The following is a 3,583-nucleotide window of genomic DNA, read 5'->3' as shown; positions in this document are numbered from 1 at the left end:
TCCCCGCGCCCCTGATGGGCCGTAGCCCCAGCCCCCACTCGTCCGCACCCGGCCTTCGGCGTGAGGGGACGTGCCGGGATGTCCGAGCGCCGCGCTTCCCGGTTGACCCGACTACCTCAGAGTGGCGCTCGGATGTCCCGGTGCGGCCCCGCCCCACATCCAACCCAGGGGCGCGGGGAACTGCGCGACCAGCCCCCACAAACCCGCACCCAAACAAACAACCAACCGCCGGAGGCAACCCGCACCCAAAAAAACCACCCACCCGCCCAACCGCCGGACGCAACCCCTAAGACCTGGTCAACGTCAGCAAATCCCGCGCAGGCCCCGTAGGACGATGCCCCGTAGGCCAGACCGCGCGAAGGTCACGGCTCAGCCGGACACCCTCCAGCGGGATCTCCACAAGACGGCGGGCAGAAAGCTCCTCCCCGAGTGCCAGCTCGCTCAGCACGGCGGCCCCCGCCCCGGACGCCACAGAGGCCTTGACCGCGGTCGTGGAGGACAGCTCGATCAGCGGCCGAGCCAGGCCCCCGAGCGCCGCATCCAGCACCTGCCGCGTACCGGACCCCTTCTCCCGCAGAATCAGCGGCGTATCCGCCAGCTCAACCGCATCGAGAGCCCGCCGCCGCCGAGCCCAGGGATGCCCGGGCGCGGTCACCACGATCAGCCGATCACGCGCGACGACCACGGAGTCGAGCCCGCCCGGCACGGACAGACCCTCCACGAAACCGAGATCCGCCTCACCACCGAGCAGTCGCTCGGCCACAACCGTCGAGTTGCCGGCAATCAGCGATACCGCCGTGTCGGGCCGCTGCGCGCGCAGCGCGATCAGCCACCCCGGCAACAGATACTCCGCGATGGTCATACTCGCCGCGACCCGCAACCGGGAGTCCCGCCGATCCCGCAACGCCTGCGCCCCCGCATCGAACGCCTCCGCCGCCTCCACCACCCGCCGAGCCCAGTCCGTGACCAACGCCCCCGCATCGGTGAGCTGCGACCCCCGAGGCGACCGGTCCACAAGGGCTACACCCAGCTGCCGCTCCATCGACCGGATCCGACTGCTCGCCGCCGGCTGCGTGATCCCGAGCTCCCGAGCCGCCCGCCCCAGACTCCCGAGCCGCGCCACGGCAAGGAGCAACTCCAGCGCACCCAGCTCGGGCACCCGATGCGCCAGCCCTCCGCCCGTCCCCGGAACCTCCGCCGCCCCACGAGTTCCCTGGTCGTCCGTCCCATCACTCACGACGTCACTCCGCTCATAAACCCAGCTTATGCCCTCATAGACCGGCACTCCCTGGCGGGACCCCGCCCCCGGCGAGACCGTGAAGTCATGCTCACCGCGGCCCACCCCGTCACCGTCGACACCAGCACCGGCGACACCACGACCCGCACCACCACGGCTCACACCAGCACCGCTCACACCAGCACCGTCCACACCAGCCGTACGATCACCGAGGCCGTCCGCCACCTCGGCCCCAACTGGTACGCCTCGGTGATGGGCACGGCGATCGTGGCCACGGCGGGAGCCGCTCTCCCACTGGACGTCCCGGGCCTGCGCACCGCGTGCACGGCGGTCTGGGCGCTCGCGCTGGCCATGCTCGTGGGCCTGCTCGCCGCCCGGGCCGCGCACTGGAAGCACCACCGCGACCAGGCCAGGGCCCACCTCCTGGACCCGGCGATGGCCCCGTTCTACGGCTGCCTCTCCATGGCCCTGCTGGCGGTCGGCGGCGGCGCCCTCGTCGTCGGCCGGGACTGGATCGGCCTGCGAGCGGCGGTCGCCCTGGACGCCGTCCTCTTCACGACAGGGACCCTGGTCGGGCTGGTCGCGGCCGTGGCGGTCCCGTACCTGATGATCACCCGCTCCCGGACGGCCCCACCCCAGGCGCCACCCCAGACCCAGCCGCAGCCGCAGACCCAGCCCCAGGACCCGACCCAGGCCAGCCCCGTATGGCTGCTCCCCCTGGTCGCCCCCATGGTCTCCGCGGCGCTCGGCCCCCTCCTGGTACCGCACCTCCCCGCCGGCCAGGCCCAGCAGACCCTGCTCCTCGCCTGCTTCGCGATGTTCGGCCTCAGTCTGCTGGCCACGCTGGTGATGCTGCCGCTGATCTTCGCCCGGCTCGTCACCGGCAGCCCGCTCCCCCTCGCGCTCACCCCGACCCTGTTCCTGGTCCTGGGCCCGCTGGGCCAGTCCACGACGGCCGTCGACAAGTTCGCCGTCGCCGCCCCGAACGTCATGTCCGCCCCGTACGACCAGGCGTTCGGCATCCTGGCGGTGCTCTACGGCGTACCGGTGATGGGCTTCGCGCTGCTCTGGCTGGTGCTGGCCGCGGCGCTGGTGCTGCGGGCCCGGCGCCGGGGCATGCGCTTCGCGATGACCTGGTGGGCGTTCACGTTCCCGGTGGGCACATGCGTGACGGGCGCGGAGGGTCTCGCCCGGCACACCGGGCTCGTGGTCTACGACTGGCTCGCGGTCGCCCTGTACGCCGCGCTCGTGTCGGCCTGGGCCGTGGCCGCCGCCCACACCGCCCGCGGACTGGTCAGCGGACGGCTGCTCGCAGCGCCGCGCTGAGCAGGCGCGGGGCTTCCGCCAACGACGGCCCGTACCAGGTGAGATGGCGTCCGCTGACCAGCGCGACCGGCACCGTCACCGGGAACGCCTCGGGGCCGTCGTCGCGTGTGAAGCGGTACGGCTCGTCGGGCAGCACGACCAAGTCCAGGTCGGCGGCGCACAGTTCGTCGATGGGGACGCGGGGATAGCGTTCGGCGTGGGCCGCGTACGCGTTGTCGATGCCCATCCGCGTCAGCATGTCCCCGGCGAAGGTGTCCCGCCCGAGCACCATCCAGGGCCGCCGCCAGATGGGCACGGCCGCGCGCAGCCGTGTCGAGGGACGGGGCGGGTCCAGCCATGCTTCCTCGGCCTCGTCCAGCCAGCGTGGTCGCCCCCGCACTCCGCACGCGCCGACCACTCGGTCCAGCTCCCGGAAGGCCTGCGGCAGGTCCCGCACCTCGGTCACCAGCACCTCGAGTCCCGCTTCACGCAGGGCGGTCAGGTCGGGCTCGCGGTTCTCCTCCTCGTTGGCGATCACCAGGTCGGGTGCGAGCCGGAGGATCCGCTCGACGTCCGGATTCTTGGTGCCGCCGACGCGTACGACATCGAGGTCGGCCGGATGACTGCACCAGTCGGTCGCCCCGACCAGGACCCCGGGCGCGGACTCGGCGACGGCCTCGGTGAGGGACGGGACCAGCGATACCACCCTCATGGCCTGGTTGCGGGACATGGCGCCAGTATCGCAGCGGGGTCCGACAACGGGAGGCCCGGCGGATCACCGGCGCGGATCGTCCACCGCCTCGATGTGGTCCGCGACCTCGACGACCAGCACGCGGGTGTCCGCCTCGGTCGCCCGCCACCGGTGCCGTACGCCGCCCGTCAGATACAGCGTGTCGCCGCGCCCCAGCCGGTACGCGCGGCCCTCCGCCTCGACTTCTACGGCGCCGTCGGCGACGTACATCATCTCGTCGTTGCGGAGCTGGAACTCACGGCCCGCGTCGTGGTCTCCGGTGTACTCCACGGCGTGCAGCTGGTGGTGAC

4 protein-coding genes are annotated in these 3,583 nt (G+C 72.5%); 1 reads left to right on the top strand and 3 read right to left on the bottom strand.

Features of this window, described 5'->3' with window-relative positions; translation table 11 throughout:
* Positions 1-286: 286 nt before the first annotated feature.
* Complete coding sequence (locus tag ACTWQR_RS55365) at positions 287-1,237, bottom strand: LysR family transcriptional regulator (protein WP_443234953.1); 951 nt, start codon at positions 1,235-1,237, stop codon at positions 287-289.
* 204 nt (positions 1,238-1,441) lie between these two features.
* On the opposite strand from ACTWQR_RS55365, the gene ACTWQR_RS55360 reads away from it, so the two are divergent.
* Entirely contained in the window at positions 1,442-2,563 is a 1,122-nt protein-coding gene (locus ACTWQR_RS55360) for a TDT family transporter (protein WP_443234955.1), read from the top strand.
* Here the strand turns inward: ACTWQR_RS55360 and ACTWQR_RS55355 are convergent.
* Both ACTWQR_RS55355 and ACTWQR_RS55350 read right to left on the bottom strand, forming a co-directional pair.
* A complete protein-coding gene (locus ACTWQR_RS55355; protein ID WP_443234954.1) occupies positions 2,532-3,254 on the bottom strand; it encodes a helical backbone metal receptor in 723 nt (240 codons plus the stop codon). The two genes, ACTWQR_RS55360 and ACTWQR_RS55355, sit on opposite strands and share 32 nt — an antisense overlap.
* Positions 3,255-3,317: 63 nt before the next feature.
* On the bottom strand, positions 3,318-3,583 hold a 266-nt coding region (locus ACTWQR_RS55350; protein WP_443234952.1), incomplete at its 5' end, for a cupin domain-containing protein.

The sequence above is a fragment of the Streptomyces sp. 2A115 genome (assembly GCF_052245575.1).
Classification (GTDB): domain Bacteria; phylum Actinomycetota; class Actinomycetes; order Streptomycetales; family Streptomycetaceae; genus Streptomyces.
This window is presented reverse-complemented; position numbering and strand designations above follow the sequence as displayed.

What these genes read in the sequence shown, in the direction of transcription:
- ACTWQR_RS55355 (WP_443234954.1), bottom strand. Translation starts at nt 3,254, where the DNA reads ATGAGGGTGGTATCGCTGGTCCCGTCCCTCACCGAGGCCGTCGCCGAG.